Source organism: Methanolobus sp. ZRKC4, from assembly GCF_045291305.1.
GTDB lineage: Archaea > Halobacteriota > Methanosarcinia > Methanosarcinales > Methanosarcinaceae > Methanolobus.
Genome location: NZ_CP146983.1, coordinates 614975 through 632663, shown reverse-complemented (window position 1 = coordinate 632663; position 17689 = coordinate 614975). Strand labels below are relative to the sequence as shown.

The window sequence follows — 17689 nt, the reverse complement described above, 5'->3', positions numbered from 1 at the left end:
TTCATTGGCTGGAAACTGCGGACATTTCCCTCAGCTTTAAAACTGTTTCCTTGAGGCTCTTAACAACATAATCGACATCTTCCATAGTGTTCTCCTTTCCAAGGCTTATTCTCAGAGAACCATGTATGTAATCGTCCTCTATATTCAGGGAACTGAGTACATGGGATGCCTTAAGGGATTTCGATGAACATGCAGAAGCAGTTGATGCTGCAATTCCCTTTATGTCAAGTAGCATTAAAAGCGATTCTCCTTCAACGTACTTGAAACTCAGGTTTACATTGTTCGGAAGACGTTGGGTAGGATGGCCATTAAGGCGCACATCTGCAATTGAATCAAATATTCGGGAAACAAGGGAATCACGCATTTTCTTCATATGTTGTGAGTCCGCATCCAGAAACTCATTTGCAAGAACCATCGCTTTACCAAGACCTACAATACCCGGGATATTCTCTGTTCCTGAACGCATACCCATTTCGTGATTTCCACCGAAAACGATCGGCTCAATTGCCGTGCCCTTACGAACATACAGTGCCCCTGAACCTTTTGGTCCGTGTATTTTGTGTGAGGAAATGGACAGCATATCAACTCCCAGTTCATTAACATCAACAGGAATCTTTCCCATGGACTGCACTGCATCGGTGTGGAACAAAATGTTGTGTTTACTTGCAATTTGTGCAATTTCCTTTATGGGCTGAATGGTACCTACCTCATTGTTGGCATGCATCACAGTTATGAGAACCGTATTCTTACGAATTGATCCCTCTACCATCTCAAAGTCTATTACACCATCAGAATCAACAGGAACATATGTTACTTCATGACCCATACTTTCAAGGTACTCACAGGTATTAAGCACTGCAGGATGCTCAATGACTGATGTGATAATGTGTTTTTTTCCTGTATTATGAGGGATTACTCCCCTTATGGCAAGATTGTCAGATTCGGTTCCACCTGAAGTGAATATTATCTCATTCTTTTCTGCACCAATAGAATCGGCAACTTGCTGACGTGCAATTGCAAGTGCCTCTGCAGCTTCCTGCCCGAAAGAATGCAAACTTGATGCATTTCCAAACTTTTCGGTAAAATAAGGTAACATGGAATCAAGCACAAGAGGATCTACTGGTGTAGTCGCACTGTGGTCCATATAGATACGTTTCATAATATCTACATCTAGTAGAGAATACTTTCAATAAATAAATATCCTTCAGCAAAGAACACTGAAGAATTACATTCTGGCAGAAAAATACTGCAAGATTATGTGTGGATATTCCACACACAAAAGAAAATAAGATTAATCCTTAATCTGATCCGGAGAGAATCCCCGTTCAACAAGAACTTCTTTCATGCGTCCGAGGTGGTTTCCCTGCAATTCGACACCATTGCCTTTTACAGTACCGCCACATGCAAACTTAGATTTCAGATAGGTGGAAAGTTCATGAAGATCTATTTCATGGGCATCAAAGCCTTCTACAACAGTAACTTCTTTTCCGTATCTTCTTCTATTCACTTTAACCGTTATTCTTTGCTGTTCCTTTGCCACTTCTTCACATATGCAAAGTTCTTTTGGCAATCCGCATACCGAACACATTTCAGAACTCATCTTGTGGTATTTCCTCCGAGATTATTATCTATTTTAAACACTCCATAGTCTTTAACTAAAATAGATGATTAATGTAAACAGCGATGATATTAAAATCTAATGGTGAATACGTTGCTACACACGTCGAATTTGCATGTAGTACTTTTAAACAGGCACTGGGTCTTATGTTCAGGAAAGATATTCCTGAAAATTATGCCCTGGTGTTTGTAATGAAAAAATGTAGAAAAGTATCATTACATATGCTCTTTGTCAATTATCCAATTGATGCTATTTTTCTTGATGAGCAAAAAAGAGTTATCCAGACATCCAGCCTGCAAGCCTGGATTGGCATATGCTCCTGTAAGGAAAAAGTCAAATATATCATAGAAACATCCCATGGAAAATCTGACAAAATCGGAATAACTGCAGGGGATAAAATATATTTTGAAAATCGATGCCATTAAGCCATTAACCCTTGCACATGCCATATTATTGGAATCTGCCTTAAAACCTGTTCAAAGAAATGTTTATTACATTAAGGGTTCTTTAAAGCCCTGATAATTCACCCTATACATATCATCATATTAAACCAGAGGCACATCAATGTTACCTGAAAATGATCTTAATATAGTAACTAAAGAGATGGGAAGGGAGCCAAACCTTGTGGAACAGGGATGTTTCCTGAATCTCTGGAGTGAACACTGTTCATATCGTTCAAGCGCACCATTATTAAAAACCTTCACGACCACGGGAGACCGTGTGATCATTGGCCCGGGTGATGATGCTGCTATCATCAGGTTTGGAAATGGCTGGGCTCTTGCCGTAGGAATGGAAAGCCACAATCATCCTTCATATGTGGATCCTTACAATGGGGCTGCAACTGGTGTCGGAGGAATTGTACGTGATATCATCTCTATGGGTGCACGTCCTATTGCACTGATGGATCCTCTTTACTTCGGACCTCTTGACAACCCGAAGAACCTCTATCTTTTCGAGCATATAATCGAGGGTATTGCCGGATATGGCAATTGCATCGGTGTGCCTGTAGTGCGAGGAGAAGCACTGTTCGACGAATCCTACAGTGGGAACCCTCTTGTGAACGTAGTGTGTGTGGGCCTTGCGCGTGAGGAGAACATTGTTACGGCATGTGCACAGAAGGCAGGCAACAAACTCGTGCTGATGGGCTCTACAACCGGAAGAGACGGACTCGGAGGGGCTTCTTTTGCATCAAGGGATCTTTCTGAATCATCTGAGGCAGAGGACAGGCCAAGTATCCAGATCGGTGACCCGTTCACAGAGAAACTCGTGATAGAGGCAACCCTTGAGGCAATCGGGAAAGGATATGTAAAGTCTTGCAGGGACCTTGGGGCAGCCGGGCTTGCCGGTGCAAGTTCGGAGATGGCATCCAAGGGCAATCTGGGGATGAACATCATCGCAGATAATGTGATCCTGCGTGAAACCGGCATGACACCTTATGAAATACTTATTGCCGAATCACAGGAACGCATGCTGCTTGAGGTAGAGCCTCAGAATGTCCAGGCTGTTCTGGACATTGCTGAAAAATACGACCTCAATGGCAGCATGATAGGAGAACTTACTGAGGAACTGACATATACCGTGGAGTTCAAGGGAGAGGTAGTTGCCGATATACCCATCAAAGAGTTAACAGAAGGAGCACCAACGTTTGAGCGCCCTTCAGAAGCTCCTGCTCCACGTGACATCGGAGATAAGCCAGACATACCAGCAGACCTGAAGCAAACAGTACTTGACTTGTTGTCATCCCACAATGTGGCTTCCAAGAAATGGATATACAGGCAGTATGACCATGAGGTGCAGCTAAGAACAGTAGCAAAGCCAGGTGATGATGCAGGCATACTGCGCATAGATGGAAACGAGGGAATTGCACTTTCCTGTGGATGCAATCCAAAGCACACCCTTTTGGACCCGTATCAGGGAGGAAAGGGTACAGTCACCGAGAATGCTATGAACCTGGCTGTCAAGGGTGCGTACGGTATAGCTCTTGTCGATTGCCTGAATTTTGGTAATCCGGAAAGGCCTGATATATACTGGCAGTTCAAACAGGCTATCCTGGGACTTGGGGATGCTGCAAGGGAATTGTCTATCCCCGTAGTTGGTGGAAACGTATCTCTCTACAATGAGAGTGAGGAGTTCAAGACTGCGATTGCTCCTACTCCCTCTATCGGTCTTGTCGGATACGTTGAAGATGTCACCATGGCCCCTTCTGGTCTTTTCATGAATGAAGGAGACACGATCTTCCTTGTCGGAATCACAAAAGATGAGCTTGGTGGCTCGGAATATTACAACATCATTGGAAAGGAAAATGATGGAAACGCACCACAGCCACCGGAAAATACCACCAAGATAATCGATACGCTCATAGACCTTGCAAAAAGCGGAAAGCTCACAGCATCCCACGATGTAGCACTTGGAGGAATTGCAGCTTCCATTTGTGAAATGTGTGAGAACTACGGTGCAGATGTCGATTTGAGCAATGTAGGAGAGAGCCTCAGGGCAGATGACATACTGTTCTCCGAATCCTATGCAAGGGCACTGGTAGTTACTTCAGAACCTGATGTTGTTACAGATTTACTAAAAGATGTACCATATGCAGTGATTGGAACAGTTAGTGGAAAGACATTGGACATCCGTATAGGAGATTCAAATATCCAGCTGACCCCTGATGAAATAAAAGAAGCAAGAGACAGCCTCATGGCATTGATGATGGAATAACCATCATCAATCCTTTACTTTTTTAATTTTAAAAGAAAAGACTATTCGCTTTCCTTGAGGGCATCCTCATACAATTCATTGATGTTTGTTGTTATAGGATTACTCCTCAGTAATTCGGCAAAAAATGCCAGATTATAAACCATGTATCGAACAGTCTTGTTCGTATAGAGGTGCCTCTGACCACCTGCTTCTATGTAACTTGGGCCCGGTCCGGCATCTCCAACCCAATAGCTATCGACGTTAGGTGGAATAGTACATCCCAGATGGGTAAGATTGAATAGTGTATTGGCTGCTACGTTGTGTGCGCCATCCTCGTTACCCGTTACAAGGACTCCTGCAACTTTGCCGTAAAGAGGGAACTGTCCGGTTTCAGGATCTTCTTCATCATAAGTTCCATCAAGCCTTTCCATAACAAGTTGTGAAATCGAAGAACGCACACCAAACCATATCGGAGTGGCAATAACAAGAATGTCACATTCTTTTACCTTCTTCAATATCTGAGGCCATTCATCGCTTTCGCCTTCATCCGAACTGACACCGAATTTGACATTGTAGTCAACAACCCTTATTATCTCGGTTTCGATATCCATTTCAGAAAAGAGTTTGACTGCTTTGTCAACCAATGCTCTTGTATTGGAAATTTCAGGAGATCTCTTCAATGTACAGTTCAAGAATAATGCTTTTAGCCCCATACTAAAATGATGGTTCATTGAAACATAAATACATTTCCTTATGCGGAATATGAAAAGGAAACGTAACTATTCAGCCTGATAAAAACGCTATCAATAACAATCTTGACAAAAAGTTGAAACGTAAATTTCATTAGGATCATTTATTTTGATTGTTGCTATTGATTGCTTTTTTGATTGTTAGATTGTTAGTGAGCAGACATCTCTATTTCGATGAAATCAGTACCAATAGGCAAATCGTGCCAGGCTGAATAGTTACAAGGAAACAAAAATAAGAATAAAAAAGAGTGTTAAAGAATGGTAAAAACCATTCTTTGAAGAATTACTCGTCTTTCTCTCCAAAAGCAAATTTACGCAATACTCTTGTGATCTTGATATTTACAGTATCGCCGACCTGGGTCTGTGGTACAAAGATAACAAAACCTTCTATCCTTGCTATTCCGTCTCCTTCTCTTGCAATATCCTGTATTGTTACTTCGTAGGTCTCTCCGACAGCGATTGGTGCTGTTGATTCTCTGTCATTGTTATTAAACAAAATAATGCACGTCCTTTAATTCAAAGATAAGACTAAAACCATACTGAAAACCGCCATAGATAAAATCCAATTAAACAGAATCTCAGAATAGTATTATACCTTACAGCGATAAATATACACACCTGATATTTAAATGTTCGTGAAAAGAAGGAACATCCTAAATAAAGCTGGACACCATATCTTATTTATTCTTTAGAATAAAATAGATAGATATAAATCACAATCACACTATTGATTCATAATAATTGTAGGGATGAAACCATGGACGAAGTACAGATCAAAGTAGAAAAAGCGCATCCAAATGACTTTGGGAGAGGTATTGTTCGGTTGGATCCGACAACCCTTCTAAGCTTACAACTGTCGCCCGGGGATATCGTTGAGATCGAGGGTAAGAGAAGGACCGCAGCCAAGGTTTGGAGAGCTGAAAGACAGGATTGGGGACAGGGAATAGTCCGAATAGACGGTTTCATCAGGCAGAATGCAGGTGTGGGCATCGGGGAAAGGATCATAATCAGAAAAGCAGAGATTGAGATTGCCAACAAGGTAGTCCTTGCTCCTCCCGAAGGCGTGACTATGGAGTTTGGCAGTCACATTAATGAGATAATTAAGAGGAACATCATGAAAAGACCTCTTGTAGAGGGGGATGTTATTCCTATTATCAGTTCTATGACACAGCCAATGTCTACCCAGATGTCTGGTGGCCAGGCAATACCACTTATTGCCGTTGAAACAGATCCTGAGGACACTATTATCATTATCGGAGAGATCACAGAAATCGAGCTTCGACAGAAGCCTGTCAGGGGATATGATGGTGCTACAAGAGGTGTTACATACGAGGATATAGGAGGTCTCGGCTCAGAAATACAGCGCGTAAGGGAAATGATAGAGCTCCCTCTTAAACACCCTGAACTTTTCCAGAGACTCAATATCGAACCGCCTAAAGGTATTATACTGTACGGCCCTCCCGGCACTGGTAAAACCCTGATAGCAAAGGCGGTTGCAAACGAATCAAGAGCAAACTTCCTCTACATCGCAGGTCCTGAGATAATGGGTAAGTATTACGGTGAGAGCGAGGAGCGTATACGCAAGATATTCGAAGAGGCAGAGGACAATGCTCCCTCTATAGTGTTCATCGATGAGATTGATTCTATTGCTCCGAAGAGACAGAATGTCACCGGTGAGGTGGAGCGGAGGGTTGTTGCCCAACTGCTGACCATGATGGACGGTCTCGAAGAAAGAGGCCAGGTCGTTGTTATCGGTGCAACCAACCGCCTGGATGCCATAGACCCGGCATTGCGCAGGCCCGGCAGGTTTGACCGGGAAATCGAAATCGGAGTTCCTGACAATGATGATCGCCTTGAAATTCTCCAGATCCACACAAGAGGAGTACCTCTTAGTGAGGATGTGACTGAGGAATTCCTTGAATACCTGGCACAGCATACACAGGCCTTCGTTGGTGCTGATTTGCTGGCACTGGTCCAGGAAGCTGCAATGAAATCGCTCAGGCGTGCACTTCCCGACATAAATCTTGAGGAAGAGGAAATCGCACCTGAGATCCTTGACATGTTAAGTGTCAGCAGGGATGATTTTGAAACAGCACTCCGGGAAATAGAGCCTTCGGCAATGAGAGAGGTTCTTGTTGAGATTCCTTCTGTGAAATGGGATGACGTTGGTGGTCTTAATAAAGCTAAACAGGATATCGTTGAAGCTGTGGAATGGCCCCTCACGAGGCCTGAAAAGTTTGTGCAGATGGGTATCAAACCTCCCAAGGGTGTTTTGCTGTTCGGTCCTCCCGGTACCGGAAAAACATTAATCGCCCAGGCAGTGGCAAACGAATCAAATGCTAATTTCATAAGTATCAAAGGACCCCAGATGCTGTCAAAATGGGTAGGTGAGTCCGAGAAAGCTATTCGTGAAACTTTTAAGAAAGCAAGGCAGGTAGCCCCATGTATCGTGTTCTTTGATGAGATCGATTCTATCGCACCAATGAGGAGTGCGATAACAGAAGACGGTAAAGTATCCGAGAGGATAGTAAACCAGTTGCTTACCGAACTTGACGGCCTTGAACCTCTAAAGGAGATCGTAGTGATAGCGGCTACAAACCGTCCTGATATTCTTGATCCTGCACTTCTTCGCTCAGGTAGGTTTGACAGGCTTGTACTTGTAGGTCAATCAACTCTTGCCGGTAGAAAGGATATTTTCAAAATACACACCAGGGACATTCCTCTTGGGGACGATGTCACAATTGATGAGCTTGCCAGTTCCACAGAAGGTTTTGTAGGTTCCGATATAGAAGCCGTATGCAGGGAAGCTGTTATGCTTTCGCTGAGGGATAATTTTGAGAATGAGAAGGTTGGAATGAAGTATTTCAAAGAGGCCCTCACAAAAGTAAGGCCAACTCTATCCGAGAACCTCATCGAGTATTATGAGAAGATTCAGGCGCAGTTCAAGGGCGGTGCCAAGAAAGAAGAACCAAGTGCTTATATAGGATACAGATAAATATATCAAAAATTTGAGAGTTAATATTATATTCAGGGGTGAATGAAAATGGCTAATGTCTTTGCAAAAAACCTTTCAAGCAAACAGGTTATGGCAACCGATGGCACAGAGATAGGCATCCTCTTCAATATTGTGATGGATGTCAGAACGGGTAGCCTGATCGACCTGATAGTAAAACCTGACATGAGTCTGGATACCTCTAAGTACCAGACCGACGACCAATATATATTATTGCCCTTTGAATCCGTAAGGGCCATCAAGGACTATATTGTCGTCGATAAGAATATCGCACGTGGACTGGCTACTGAAAATATCAGCATGTAAATTTTCAGACTGCAAAGTGTGAATCCACCTTTGCAGTTCTGCCATCGATTCTAATTTTTAGCATACAAGAGTATTAGATCATACCCTTGGTTAAAAGGAAATCTACAGCTTCTGCTGTCCCTTCTCCATAGGGTTCCTTTGTCACGTAGTCGGCAACTTCTTTAAGGAAGTCATCGGCATTTGATACTGCAATAGCAAATCCTGCGGCATCAAGAAGTTCAACATCATTCACCGAATCGCCGATGGCGACAAAATCACATGTACTAAGTCCCATCATTTCAGCCATTCTTGTAAGGCCGGTTCCTTTGTTGATTTTTTTGCTTTTGATGTGTATGGCAAAATGGGTATCAATTATTTCCACATCTATCTCACTGTTTATAAGTAAAGTCCTTGCCTGTTCAAGATCAAAATTTCTTCTGAGAACAATTTCCGTTTTCCTGTGCACAGGATCAAGTTTCTCCATCTCAAAACTGGAAGAAAGGAATTCATATGCAGCCTCGCACTCATGAATAACATCTGAAACAATTGGCTCATTGTCAAACCCATCAATTATAACACCACCATTTTCAGCTATAATATTGCAGCACACACCTACCAACTTTGCTGTGGCTTTGGCATAACATAGAACGTTCCCGGTTGCAATTACAACAGGAATGTCAAGTGAACGCAGTTTTGCAGCTGCCTTGAGGCTAAGCTTGCGATCCATATGAGTAATAGTGCCATCTATGTCAATTACAAGAGCCTTGTATTTCATAAACAATAGATAAGAAGAGAGAGAGATTTAAGTGTTTTCGATGCTTCGGATAGTTCAATGAGATTTCAATAGACTTCAGGCTTTTAGAGAAAACTATGAAGAATAAAACCGAACATCCCTGTTCAACAGGAATGGATGCAAATCATACCTTAAAAAGAGAGGGAGAATCCCTTTTAAAGAGATTCCCTGATAAACCATTCAGTATTAAGGATCACGCAGTCCGGGCGTTGTTACTGAAATTATTGCTTCGCCATCAGGAAGATTTGGTGAGTCAACAAGTCTTACGATTCTCTTATCGCCCTTGGATTTGCGCAGGTACAACCTGAAGGTTGCGGTATGGCCAACAATGTGTCCTCCTATTGGCTTTGTCGGATCTCCAAAGAACGCATCAGGTTTTGACATTACCTGATTTGTAACGATGACGCATGCATTGTTAAGATCCCCGAACCTTTGCAGCCCATGAAGGTGTTTGTTCAGCTTCTGCTGCCTGTCAGCAAGGGTTCCTCTGCCGATATACTCGGCCCTGAAATGAGCTGTAAGGGAGTCTACAATAATGAGCTTAACTGGCTTTTCAGTATCTTTTAATTCGTTAGCCATCTCCAGTGCCGAATCCACAAGCAGTATCTGGTGATTGGAATTAAAGGCACGTGCTACCCGTATATTTTTCAGGAATTCTTCCGGATCATATTCCATGCCATATTTTTCTGAAAGGCCGTCTACCATTTGTTTAATTCTTTCCGGCCTGAAGGTGTTTTCCGTATCGATTATTATGACGGAGCCATCAAGGCCACCTTGCTCCTGTGGCAGTTGTACGTTCACAGCAAGCTGGTGTGCAACCTGTGTTTTTCCTGAACCGAATTCACCATACATTTCGGTAATTGCCTGGGTGTCAATTCCTCCTCCCATCATCTCATCAAATTCAACGCAACCTGTGGATAGTTTTCCAACAAGCTTTCTGCGCTCCATTACAACATCTCCGGTTTCAAAGCCACCTATGTCTGCAGATTGGCGTGCAGCCAGTATTATCTTTGCAGCAGTGGACTCCCCAATATCGGCTGCAGTTGCAAGTTCCGCAGGTGATGATACAGCAATTGCTTCAACAGTCGTAAATCCGGCTTCCATCAGCTTCTGTGCAGTTGCCGGACCCACATGATCCAGGTCTTCTAATAGTACTTCAGGCATTTTATTACTCCATAGGTGCACATGTTTTCCTTTTGGTGCACAATCAGGTACTTAATTATCCTGTGAGTATATATACCTGAAGAGAGCGGAGTGAAAGTATTATTTATAACACAAGACTTATCTTCAAAAGCAAGTATTAAGGAGGAATGGCCAGAGTAGTAGTCGGTGGAACCTTCGAATGTCTTCATGACGGACATAAAAAACTGTTAAGAAAAGCATTCGAACTTGCTGAAGACGGAAATGTTGATATCGGCCTCACGTCCAATGAGATGGCAAATAAGCGTCCACGCGGAGTTCCAGATTACAATATTCGCAAAGATAAACTGCTTCGATACATAAATGAAATATCTGATCACCAGAATTTCAGGATCATAGAACTTAATGGCCCCTATGGAAAAACACTCACTGAGAACTATGACTACATCGTAGTCTCCCCTGAGACTCATTCTGTTGCCCTGAAGATAAACGAGCTCAGAAGTGATAAGGAAATGAAGAGTATACACGTCGTCATGATCGATTACATGCTTGCAGATGACGAAAAACCCATCTCATCAACAAGGATAGCACAGGGAGAGATAGATATTCACGGACATATGAAATTCACTCCCGAAACATAATTTTATAAACTATTTTTTACAACTAAGTTCCATGGGCAGAGTATTCAACGAAATGGACAATAAGATCTTTAACAAGCTTGCACCGGAACTTAGTGGAAATACCATGTCTAATGCCGGACATAACTATCCTTTTATCCTTCGACCCCTGTCGCACAAGATAGCAGAAGACGGAGACGATTTCAGGAACAGGATGAACAAGCTTGACAAAGAAGAAATGGAGTATATTTTCCAGCTTGCTATGGAAGGAAAAGAAGACATCAGATCACTTGAGGAAGACGATGTAGATACCGTTCTGGAATTGATCGAAGAGAAACTTTCAACCGAAAAATTGAAGGAACTAAAGGCAAAGCTAGGAATGGCATAATGAAGCCATCAAAGCTGCTTTTCGGAACTGCAGGAACACCAAAGAGCTCTAAAAAAAGAAACAGCATATCAGGCATTGAAAGGGTTAAAGAACTTGGACTTGGCTGTATGGAGCTTGAATTCGTTCGTGGAGTCAAAATGGGAGAAGCCACTGCAGGACAAGTCCTTGAAACATCTGAGAATGAGAGAATTTCATTGAGCGTGCATGCCCCTTACTACATCAACCTGAACTCAGCCGAACCAGAGAAAGTTGATGCAAGCATTGAAAGAATATACAAGTCATCAAAGATTGGCAGTCTTTGCGGCGCACGAAATATTGTATTCCACCCTGCATACTACCAGAAAGGTGAACCTGATAAAGTGTACGAAAAAGTATTCTTACTGCTGAAACAGCTAACTGCCCGATTGGTTGATGAAGGCATAGAAGTAATCCTTCGCCCGGAAACCACCGGTAAGGGAACCCAGTTCGGAAGCCTCCAGGAGAACGTGAAACTGAGCAGTGAGATAGAGAATGTACTTCCATGTATTGATTTTGCACACCTGCATGCAAGGAGTGGAGGCGCTGAGAACAGTTATGAAGAATTCGCTTCCACACTGGAACTGGTTGAGAATGAACTTGGCAGAGAAGGTCTGGATGACATGCATATGCATGTATCAGGCATTGAATACGGTGAAAAAGGAGAAAGGAACCATCTTAACCTTGATGAGTCCGATCTTCAATATACAGAACTTATGAGAGCATTAAAGGATTTCAAAGTGAAAGGTACTTTGATCTGCGAAAGCCCGGATAACGAGGGCGATGCACTCCTTCTAAAAAAGACATATAAGAGTGAATGATTGCCTTTTTTGCTCAGCGTGGACCTTCACTTTCACCTTTTATAGAGTCGCCATTCACAACTCCTACAGGAATATTCAGCCCGCTCTTTTCCATATAATCCTTTATCCTGTCCATTGCGTGCCATACCATTCCTCCGTTTGTAAGGATGAGGCACCTCTGGCCTGCAAGTGCGTTAAGTATGGAACGATCAACGACCCCTGCGGTCACATCAAGATAGATTTCATCCTTTTCGGCCAGAAGCTTGCTTTTCTTGCCCATGGCACCTATGCACTCGATTCCGTCACGCTTCATGATCTCTAAAAGCTCTTCTCTGGAATATCTGGCGGTATCATAAATACCAATGAAACCTGCCCTGATAGATTTCCTGTCCATTTCAACTATTGCCAGTCCTTCTTCGTGAATGTGCAGGACCTTACAATTTGCGGCTTCGTATGCGGAATCCTGGGAATATTCTCCATAGAGTATGCCAAGGTTGATGTAATCTCCCTCTTTAACCTCAGGTGGGACATCCACCCACATGAGATGTTGTGGTCTCAATGTGTGGACAAGATCAGGAATATCACGCGGGGGCTTCGAAGCACGAGCAATACCCCTCTTTCTAATTTCATCATATATCTCAAGCGTAATCGGTCTTTTGAGATAGGCCTCCTTGAGCTTCTCGGTCTGCATGAATATTTCTTCCGCTGTGCCTTCGCTGATGATCTTGTGCTCGTTCATCAAAAATACGTAATCTGCCCAGCCGTAGGCCAGATCCACATCGTGGGTTGAAATAATTATAGTCTTGCCGAAGTAGTTCAGTTCATTAAGCAGGTCCATAACTTCGTCTGCTCCGACAGGGTCCAGGTTTGCAAGAGGCTCGTCAAGAATGATGATCTCAGGATCCATTGCAACAATACCTGCGATTGCAACTCTTTTTTTCTGTCCCCCGCTCAGGTGGTGAGGAGGTTTGTCCTTAAGATGCATCAATCCGACATATTCAAGGGCGTTGTGAACGATTTCCTCTACCTTCTCCTTCGAATATCCCAGATTGGTAGGTCCGAATGCTACATCTTGGTAGATTGTGGGAGCGAATATCTGGTCATCGGAACTCTGGAAAACAATGCCGACATTTTTCCTTAGTTCCCTGAGAAATTTTGAATCATATTTCAGGGGTTTATCATGGAAAAGTATCTCGCCTTTCTTTGGTCTGTGAGTTCCGTTCATTGTAAGGAACAATGTGGATTTGCCTGAACCATTACGGCCAACAAATGCAATCTTTTTCCCTTTTTCAATTTTTACATTGATGTTGTCCAGAGCAACTGTACCATCAGGATAGGAAAAACCAAGATTCCTTGTTTCTAGTATTGCCATCTTTTCACCTCAAACAACGAACATTCCCCTGGTAAAGTAAAATACCATGATGACCAGTGCGAAGTAGGCGGACGTGAGCATTATCTCATTCATCTTCACAGGCCTTTTTTCATCAAGCAGGATAAGTTTGCCGTCATAACATCTTGAATTCATCGACACGTAGAGCTTTTCTCCCTGTTCCCAGGATCTTATAAAAAGATTTGTCCCGAGCATTACCATGGAATTGAAAGATGTTTTGAAATCCTTATACCCCAATCTGACTGTTTGTGCATACTTAACACCCATTGCCACTTCAAGGAAGACAAAGATGTAGCGGTACATCATCATAGCGATTTCAATGAAGGAATCAGGAACTTTTGTAGCCTTGAGGACCGAAAAGAGTTCTATCATGGGAGTGGTGAGGGAGAGGAAGAACAGGCATGACATACCTCCCAGAGTCCTTGCAAGTACCAGCATGGCCATCTTCAGGCCGGCTGAACTCACGCCAAAGGTGAAGCCCAGGACCTCAAAGGAAAATAGTTTAACACCTTCTCCAAAGAAGAATGCAATTATTACAACGCTTACCAGAACAAAACCTGCAGGTACTGCCAATAGTTTCAGGTAGAATTTTGCAGGAATCTGTCCGAAATGAATTGTTGCGAAAGCCATGCATAAAGCTATGACAAAAGGAACGAATGGAGAGTTTGATGAAACGCCTGCGAGAATCCCAAAAGTAACAATCGCTAATTTGAGCCAGTTATTCTTGTACCTGAGGGGACTTAGTACGGCGTAGTCATCTAATATATGTCATTTTTCAATCACGTTAATAAAATACAGTAATAAATAAATTTAACTTTATTTAACTTGGATTACAATTGTTAGAAAATAAGAAACTGTGCATTATACATAAATATATCGTTAGAAACCATAATCAATAAGATGCCTGAGTGTTGCCCAATTTTTGGAATTTGCGTATAATGCTAGAACTGTCCAGACCATAGTTAAGAACTCAAAGAAAAAATAGTTGATTTACTGAAACCAACATACATAATTAAAATAAAAATAGGGTAACTATTCAGCCTGATAAAAACGCTATCAATAACAATCTTGACAAAAAGTTGAAACGTAAATTTCATTAGGATCATTTATTTTGATTGTTGCTATTGATTGCTTTTTTGATTGTTAGATTGTTAGTGAGCAGACATCTCTATTTCGATGAAATCAGTACCAATAGGCAAATCGTGCCAGGCTGAATAGTTACAAAATAGGAAAGAATGGAAAATAAAATAACAATTATATATCCCTGATGGAGACACACATGTCATTTTACTTACTCGCGCCTTTTCCCTTATAGTAACCAATTGTATATCCGATTACAATTGCACCAAAAGCGGCCTGAAGTGCAAAGAGCAAGCTTTCTGTTTCTCCGCCTGGTGGCTCAAATAGGTATTTAGTGAACCATGGTTCTGTAGGTTCATAGGTTGGATCTATTTCAGAAACAAAATCTCCTGCTGACCCGTCCGCTCCGCCGAATTCTGACTCCGGGTTGGCAGCTACTCCATAGAGGAACTGGACAGCGAAAAGTATCACAATTATACCGACAATGTATTCGAGCTTCATTGCATAGTCTCCTTGAGTTTTGTGACAGCGGAAGATGTGAGTACGTTAAGGTCCACAAGCACATCGCTCTTGATCTGCACCACATATTTCATGATCAGTGCGGTGAGGGCACCCTCCATAATTGCAAGAGGTACTTGCGTTGTCGCAAATACGGCCGCAAATGCCGTGAACGAAGCTAGTATCCCTCCTTGCGCCGCAGGGAATGCCAGCGCGAGCTGCAAGGACGTTATGACATAAGTTATCCAATCAGCAATCGCCGTTGCAAGGAACACATTCAGGTAGAAATTCATACCTGCTTTTGATGCTGCTTTATAGAACATGAAAGCAACAAAAGGACCAGCGATTCCCATAGAGAATACGTTTGCACCCAGGGTAGTCAGGCCTCCGTGTGCCAGGAATAGTGACTGGTACAACAGTACTATTACACTAAGCACGGAAGTAATGGCAGGTCCGAATAGAATTGCCGACATTCCGGTACCCGTGGGGTGTGAGGAACTTCCCGTAACAGAAGGAAGCTTCAGGGATGAAAGTACGAAAATAAAAGCACCTGCAACAGCAAGCAGAGGCACAATTTCACGATTCTTGCTAACCAGTTTATTTAACTGGTACATACCATACATTATAACAGGGATAGAGATTAATGTCCAAATCAGCCACCAAGGCGCGGGCAGAAAACCTTCAAATATGTGCAATTAATATCACCTTCCATTTTTAATCACCATAAATCAATAAGAGCACCATATATAATCAATTAAATCTGTTTTCGATAATGGATGTAATATGTTATTATACATAAAGATAACGATTTGTGAAGATGATTAACAGTGTTATCTTATTAGATTATACTTATTTACATATCAATACATTAACGTTATCACATACAGTGCCGTATATCACTAAAATACATTCATGAAGAGAAGAATATGGGAAAACAATCAAAACAGAATAAATTGTGTAACTATGAAAAATAAGCTTTTTTGCGATGATCTAACGAACAATCACAATGCAATACATGTCAGAATGATTCTCCGGCGGTTCATCTACTGTACCGCATACCGCACGTTCATGTGGATATCCTATATCCTCGTAGATGCATATACGAGCATTAACATTCATTTCCTGAAGAACTGCCGCAACTTCCTTAGGGCCGAAGCTATCAGCCGGAAGGAGAAAAATGTTCTTGCCAAGGTTAATTTCCCTGATGAAAGCTTCTTTTGCCGGAGCAGGGTCCCTGCCGTGGGCTGTTATCATGGCAAGATTTGACATCTCTACATGAAAACGTGCACATGCAGCCTGTATGGATGAAACACCGGTAATAACCCTGTCATTTTCTCCTGCGAACTTTCCGAGCCCGGAAAACATTGGATCTCCTGTAGAAAGTATTACTGCATCAGCAGGCAGAAGATGCAGGTTTTTGAAACTCTTGATAGGGTGGGCTTCACATTTGATGTGATCTCGGGCGAGTTCGATGGCCCTTTTGGAACCATATACCACAGGCGCACTGCTTATTGCCTCGATTGCTTCCTGGGTCAGCATTCCGGGGCCAACACCCACACCTACAATTATCATTCTTTCCCACCACTGTCCATCAGTACCGTTCCATCCCTGGCAACAACTACGATACGAGCTCCTTTTCCTTTCTCAACAGCCATATCGAAGGCTCTTTTAAGACGCTCATTTCCAGGATCAAGTTCAAGCATTTCCACAACGGTTGCAAATCCGCTGTCTTTAAGCATTTCCGGGTCACCCCATTTAAGAACAAGCCCGGGAAGACCACAAATTACAACTTCTCCTTTGGCAGCTTCAAGCGCCTCGCTTATACGGCTGCCTGCAAGTACGACTGTATGGTCAGGAAAGAGCATTGTGGAATAGCGTATTCCTATCCTGCCGGTTGTAAGCACAACCTTGTCAGAGTCCCTGATGAGGTCTCCTTTCATTTCTCCAAGGTGGTCATTCCATGGCTCAACGAAACCAGTAGTACCCAGTATAGATATACCGTCAATGACGCCTATACGGCTGTTTAGGGTCTGTTTTGCAATCTCCTTTCCTTCCGGGAGATAAATAGTGACTTCAGCACCCTTGAGCCCAAGTTCTTCCACGGCCTCTGCAATTGAAGCTCTTATTTGCTCCATGGGACGTGGATTGATTGCAGGATGTCCTTTTTTTGATTCGAGGCCACTACGGGTCACAATTCCTATTCCCTGGCCTGCATATACTGAAATGTCATCAGCTTCCTTTGCATCGGCTACGAATTCAAGTCCTCTTGTGATATCCGACTCATGATCATTACTGATCTTAGCGGCAACAGCATGTCCTTTGCTTGCCTTAACATCCAGTTCGGCACGCAGTCCTACAGGCGTCGGGACAGATACATGAGTTATGTCTTCCTTCAGTGACATGACCGCTGCCTTTGCAGCAAGAGCAGCTGTTGTCCCGGTAGTATAACCCCTCTTCAGTACGGAGCCGTCGCTCAGCACAACAAGCATCCCGCTCTTTATGCCTTCCTCCAGTTCTTTGCGGGGAAATTTCGAGCGCTCAAGCCATTCATCGGGAATCTTGGATTTGTTTACCGGGTCGATCATCTCAGGTCAATTGTCCTCCATACTTTT

The 17689-nt window shown here is 42.8% G+C and carries 19 protein-coding genes; 7 read left to right on the top strand and 12 right to left on the bottom strand.

The features are described from left to right. Position 1: 1 nt before the first annotated feature. The gene (gene nifS, locus V7O67_RS03240) at positions 2-1159 is read right to left on the bottom strand and encodes a cysteine desulfurase NifS (protein ID WP_406670838.1); all 1158 of its coding nucleotides are present in this window, start codon (positions 1157-1159) and stop codon (positions 2-4) included. A 132-nt stretch (positions 1160-1291) separates the two neighbouring features. Further along, a complete protein-coding gene (gene yciH, locus V7O67_RS03235; protein ID WP_406656327.1) occupies positions 1292-1600 on the bottom strand; it encodes a stress response translation initiation inhibitor YciH in 309 nt (102 codons plus the stop codon). 83 nt (positions 1601-1683) lie between these two features. On the opposite strand from yciH, the gene V7O67_RS03230 reads away from it, so the two are divergent. Both V7O67_RS03230 and purL read left to right on the top strand, forming a co-directional pair. Further along, entirely contained in the window at positions 1684-2043 is a 360-nt protein-coding gene (locus tag V7O67_RS03230; RefSeq protein WP_406670836.1) for a DUF192 domain-containing protein, read from the top strand. Between the two features lie 139 nt (positions 2044-2182). Then, positions 2183-4330, top strand: a complete 2148-nt coding sequence (gene purL / locus V7O67_RS03225) for a phosphoribosylformylglycinamidine synthase subunit PurL (protein ID WP_406670835.1) — start codon at positions 2183-2185, stop codon at positions 4328-4330. Between the two features lie 41 nt (positions 4331-4371). Here purL and V7O67_RS03220 read toward each other — a convergent pair whose 3' ends face one another. Next, positions 4372-5022 (bottom strand): flavodoxin family protein, encoded by a 651-nt coding sequence (locus V7O67_RS03220; protein WP_406670833.1) that lies wholly within the window; start codon positions 5020-5022, stop codon positions 4372-4374. Positions 5023-5341: 319 nt separating this feature from the next. Beyond that, positions 5342-5554 (bottom strand): TRAM domain-containing protein, encoded by a 213-nt coding sequence (locus V7O67_RS03215; protein WP_406670832.1) that lies wholly within the window; start codon positions 5552-5554, stop codon positions 5342-5344. Between the two features lie 261 nt (positions 5555-5815). Between V7O67_RS03215 and V7O67_RS03210 the strand changes: the two genes are divergently transcribed. Beyond that, a complete protein-coding gene (locus V7O67_RS03210; protein ID WP_406656332.1) occupies positions 5816-8053 on the top strand; it encodes a CDC48 family AAA ATPase in 2238 nt (745 codons plus the stop codon). Between the two features lie 48 nt (positions 8054-8101). Next, entirely contained in the window at positions 8102-8377 is a 276-nt protein-coding gene (locus V7O67_RS03205; protein ID WP_406670831.1) for a PRC-barrel domain-containing protein, read from the top strand. A 73-nt stretch (positions 8378-8450) separates the two neighbouring features. On the opposite strand, the gene V7O67_RS03200 is transcribed toward V7O67_RS03205, so the two are convergent. Next, positions 8451-9131, bottom strand: a complete 681-nt coding sequence (locus V7O67_RS03200; protein ID WP_406670829.1) for a phosphoglycolate phosphatase — start codon at positions 9129-9131, stop codon at positions 8451-8453. Positions 9132-9335: 204 nt separating this feature from the next. Beyond that, a complete protein-coding gene (gene radA / locus V7O67_RS03195; RefSeq protein WP_406656335.1) occupies positions 9336-10313 on the bottom strand; it encodes a DNA repair and recombination protein RadA in 978 nt (325 codons plus the stop codon). 146 nt (positions 10314-10459) lie between these two features. Here radA and V7O67_RS03190 point away from each other — a divergent pair, with 146 nt between their 5' ends. Genes V7O67_RS03190 through V7O67_RS03180 form a run of 3 tightly spaced genes read left to right on the top strand, consistent with a single transcriptional unit; the run spans position 10460 to position 12130 of the window. Continuing rightward, entirely contained in the window at positions 10460-10930 is a 471-nt protein-coding gene (locus V7O67_RS03190; protein ID WP_342306251.1) for a phosphopantetheine adenylyltransferase, read from the top strand. Between the two features lie 31 nt (positions 10931-10961). Next, positions 10962-11294, top strand: coding sequence for a hypothetical protein (locus tag V7O67_RS03185; RefSeq protein WP_406670827.1), 333 nt, complete (start codon positions 10962-10964; stop codon positions 11292-11294). Further along, entirely contained in the window at positions 11294-12130 is an 837-nt protein-coding gene (locus tag V7O67_RS03180) for a deoxyribonuclease IV (RefSeq protein ID WP_342306253.1), read from the top strand. The genes V7O67_RS03185 and V7O67_RS03180 overlap by 1 nt, the downstream gene beginning before the upstream one ends. A gap of 13 nt (positions 12131-12143) precedes the next feature. Here V7O67_RS03180 and V7O67_RS03175 read toward each other — a convergent pair whose 3' ends face one another. The 6 genes from V7O67_RS03175 to V7O67_RS03150 all read right to left on the bottom strand — a co-directional run bounded on the left by V7O67_RS03175 (position 12144) and on the right by V7O67_RS03150 (position 17662). Beyond that, positions 12144-13481, bottom strand: coding sequence for an energy-coupling factor ABC transporter ATP-binding protein (locus V7O67_RS03175; protein WP_406670826.1), 1338 nt, complete (start codon positions 13479-13481; stop codon positions 12144-12146). Between the two features lie 9 nt (positions 13482-13490). Next, entirely contained in the window at positions 13491-14264 is a 774-nt protein-coding gene (gene cbiQ, locus V7O67_RS03170) for a cobalt ECF transporter T component CbiQ (protein WP_406671417.1), read from the bottom strand. Positions 14265-14786: 522 nt separating this feature from the next. Continuing rightward, a complete protein-coding gene (locus V7O67_RS03165; RefSeq protein WP_406670824.1) occupies positions 14787-15080 on the bottom strand; it encodes an energy-coupling factor ABC transporter substrate-binding protein in 294 nt (97 codons plus the stop codon). Next, on the bottom strand, positions 15077-15772 hold the full coding sequence (locus tag V7O67_RS03160) for an energy-coupling factor ABC transporter permease (RefSeq protein WP_406656348.1): 696 nt from the start codon (positions 15770-15772) through the stop codon (positions 15077-15079). Before V7O67_RS03160 ends, V7O67_RS03165 begins: the two co-directional genes overlap by 4 nt. A gap of 295 nt (positions 15773-16067) precedes the next feature. Next, the gene (locus tag V7O67_RS03155; RefSeq protein ID WP_406670822.1) at positions 16068-16649 is read right to left on the bottom strand and encodes a cobalt-precorrin-7 (C(5))-methyltransferase; all 582 of its coding nucleotides are present in this window, start codon (positions 16647-16649) and stop codon (positions 16068-16070) included. Continuing rightward, positions 16646-17662, bottom strand: coding sequence for a cobalt-precorrin-5B (C(1))-methyltransferase (locus V7O67_RS03150; RefSeq protein ID WP_406656350.1), 1017 nt, complete (start codon positions 17660-17662; stop codon positions 16646-16648). Before V7O67_RS03150 ends, V7O67_RS03155 begins: the two co-directional genes overlap by 4 nt. Positions 17663-17689: the final 27 nt, after the last annotated feature.

Excerpts from the sequence above, each read along its gene's own strand:
- nifS (WP_406670838.1), bottom strand. The coding sequence starts at position 1,159 with ATGAAACGTATCTATATGGACCACAGTGCGACTACACCAGTAGATCCT.
- yciH (WP_406656327.1), bottom strand. The coding sequence starts at position 1,600 with ATGAGTTCTGAAATGTGTTCGGTATGCGGATTGCCAAAAGAACTTTGC.
- V7O67_RS03230 (WP_406670836.1), top strand. The coding sequence starts at position 1,684 with ATGATATTAAAATCTAATGGTGAATACGTTGCTACACACGTCGAATTT.
- purL (WP_406670835.1), top strand. The coding sequence starts at position 2,183 with ATGTTACCTGAAAATGATCTTAATATAGTAACTAAAGAGATGGGAAGG.
- V7O67_RS03220 (WP_406670833.1), bottom strand. The coding sequence starts at position 5,022 with ATGGGGCTAAAAGCATTATTCTTGAACTGTACATTGAAGAGATCTCCT.
- V7O67_RS03210 (WP_406656332.1), top strand. The coding sequence starts at position 5,816 with ATGGACGAAGTACAGATCAAAGTAGAAAAAGCGCATCCAAATGACTTT.
- V7O67_RS03205 (WP_406670831.1), top strand. The coding sequence starts at position 8,102 with ATGGCTAATGTCTTTGCAAAAAACCTTTCAAGCAAACAGGTTATGGCA.
- V7O67_RS03200 (WP_406670829.1), bottom strand. The coding sequence starts at position 9,131 with ATGAAATACAAGGCTCTTGTAATTGACATAGATGGCACTATTACTCAT.
- radA (WP_406656335.1), bottom strand. The coding sequence starts at position 10,313 with ATGCCTGAAGTACTATTAGAAGACCTGGATCATGTGGGTCCGGCAACT.
- V7O67_RS03190 (WP_342306251.1), top strand. The coding sequence starts at position 10,460 with ATGGCCAGAGTAGTAGTCGGTGGAACCTTCGAATGTCTTCATGACGGA.
- V7O67_RS03185 (WP_406670827.1), top strand. The coding sequence starts at position 10,962 with ATGGGCAGAGTATTCAACGAAATGGACAATAAGATCTTTAACAAGCTT.
- V7O67_RS03180 (WP_342306253.1), top strand. The coding sequence starts at position 11,294 with ATGAAGCCATCAAAGCTGCTTTTCGGAACTGCAGGAACACCAAAGAGC.
- V7O67_RS03175 (WP_406670826.1), bottom strand. The coding sequence starts at position 13,481 with ATGGCAATACTAGAAACAAGGAATCTTGGTTTTTCCTATCCTGATGGT.
- V7O67_RS03165 (WP_406670824.1), bottom strand. The coding sequence starts at position 15,080 with ATGAAGCTCGAATACATTGTCGGTATAATTGTGATACTTTTCGCTGTC.
- V7O67_RS03155 (WP_406670822.1), bottom strand. The coding sequence starts at position 16,649 with ATGATAATTGTAGGTGTGGGTGTTGGCCCCGGAATGCTGACCCAGGAA.
- V7O67_RS03150 (WP_406656350.1), bottom strand. The coding sequence starts at position 17,662 with ATGATCGACCCGGTAAACAAATCCAAGATTCCCGATGAATGGCTTGAG.